Annotated in this window: 2 protein-coding genes and 1 pseudogene; all 3 read right to left on the bottom strand. The window is 36.5% G+C overall.

Annotated elements, in window-relative coordinates; all coding sequences use genetic code 11:
* Nucleotides 1-127 precede the first annotated feature (127 nt).
* Nucleotides 128-829 (bottom strand): hypothetical protein, encoded by a 702-nt coding sequence (locus tag ACTQ16_RS16540; RefSeq protein ID WP_441938531.1) that lies wholly within the window; start codon nt 827-829, stop codon nt 128-130.
* Nucleotides 826-1,683, bottom strand: coding sequence for a phosphotransferase (locus ACTQ16_RS16545; RefSeq protein ID WP_441938533.1), 858 nt, complete (start codon nt 1,681-1,683; stop codon nt 826-828). Before ACTQ16_RS16545 ends, ACTQ16_RS16540 begins: the two co-directional genes overlap by 4 nt.
* Nucleotides 1,658-1,795: pseudogene (locus tag ACTQ16_RS16550) on the bottom strand (hypothetical protein); the annotation flags it as partial. The pseudogene ACTQ16_RS16550 and the gene ACTQ16_RS16545, both read right to left, overlap by 26 nt.
* Nucleotides 1,796-1,918: the final 123 nt, after the last annotated feature.

Below are 1,918 nucleotides of genomic sequence, written 5' to 3' on the forward strand. Positions count from 1 at the left end.
TTTTCGCAACACTAAGGTAAGTGAAAATTCTGACATGGCAAAATCCTGGGCAACTTTTTGTTGCTCAGGCACTTATAAATAATGTTAAACTATAGTGTTGCGGAATTAAGGATTAAAACTTTCATAACTAAATATTTTTTAAATTGTTATACAAACGTTTGTTACCCCAATCTATAAAATCATCAACATTAAAAGGACGGAACGAGATATTGTCAAGCAACATGGCATAAACGATATGAGACATATATAGTTTTTCAAAATGAGCCAATCGCTCATAATATGAACAGAATTGACTGGCATTCTCAAAAAGATAACCACCTGCATTGAAATATCTGCTAATAATCTTCTTTTCAATAATGTTAGTGATGTAAAACTGGTCATCCAAATCCACATAACTCTTATTGTGAGGATTAACCATGTCCAATCTGTCCAGAGGATAAATAGCGATACCATTCGTTTCTGTAAAGTCGCAGTTGAAATAGCCATCTGCATCCTTTACGAAGATACCACCCTCTATCTGTTCTTGCTTCACACACTCATATATAGTTTCTGCTTGTGAATTTGTTGGAACTTTCAGAGATAAGACTTTAGCCTCTTCTGACAATCCCAAATTACGCAACTGCATGTTGAGCAATTCTGACAGATGATATTTCTGGTCTAGTTTGTCTAAAATCACGAAATAGATATGCTCAAACTTTGCAAAATCCAAGCCTTGAATAGACTTGATACAAAGCAAAACACCATCTTCTGCAAAATTGAAAACATAAGGCATCGAATGCTCATATTCTGGGCGGTCTGCCGCTATAGGCACTATTAAACTCAAACTCATAACATTGAATTGATTACATTCTTAAGATAATTGGTTACTTTCTCCTCCTTGGCATACTGCAAGATACGCAGGAAGTTCATCAGTTGGAAGACATGATAATATTCGCGATACCAAGCATACTGCGAATAGTAAGAATCAATCTCATGGTCTATCTTCTGCGATATGATGCTCAATCTTACCAAGTCTACATCTCCTTCATACATCAAGCGGGACCATTCATACTGAGAATCCTGGCGAATCTTTACAAGGTCGAGCAAAGGAGACTCGATAAAAGAATCCAGGAAGTCGATGAGATAATAGTTGTTGCCATTGAAGAGGATATTTGAGAAAGTCAAATCACCATGACACTTTCCAATCGGGATTTCAATCTCAATTGGTAGTTGCTCAAACACCTTGCTACATTTCTCCAGCAAAGCCTCTATCTCTTTATCACCTTTCAAGAATTCATTCACATGGCATTTATTGCAAACATCCAAGAATTTATCTTTAACAATCTGGGTATTGACCTTTCGAAGAGGAGAATCTTCTATCTCGGCATTCATGAAGATTTTCAAGGCCTTGACAAAATAACTGATATTGTCGAACCCTGCATCCTCAAAATAATCGATAAAGTTCTTGCTATACACATACTCCATCTTGATGATGAGATGTTCATCCGTTTTGTCTATCTCAAAGATTTCAGGAATACGTATGTGCTGATAAGCTCTTCTACATGCCTCTTGCTGTTTTTTAGCTTGCAAGTAGAGGCGATTGATATATTTAGGGTCATGTGTACTCTTATAGATATACAGATTATTGCCGTCATTGACAATATCTATCTGGCAGCCACTATGACCTTTTACTTGTATTTCCATAAAAATAGTCTTTTTTTATTTGAACATAAGAAAGATTAGCAGCAACAGCTGCACCTATGCCTACAGGAGAATCCTCGAAGACCAAAGCTTCGCTAGGCTGGATATTCAACTTCTCTAAAACTTTATCCTAAAATCCGCAACTATCATCCAATACACGATTAAGGGTAGATTTATGAGTCGTTAGTAGCAGCTTTCAGTAAAAAGCAACAGCACAACATCAATATGTAGCCACCAT

The sequence above is a fragment of the Prevotella sp. LCP21S3_D2 genome (assembly GCF_052118345.1).
Lineage (GTDB): Bacteria > Bacteroidota > Bacteroidia > Bacteroidales > Bacteroidaceae > Prevotella.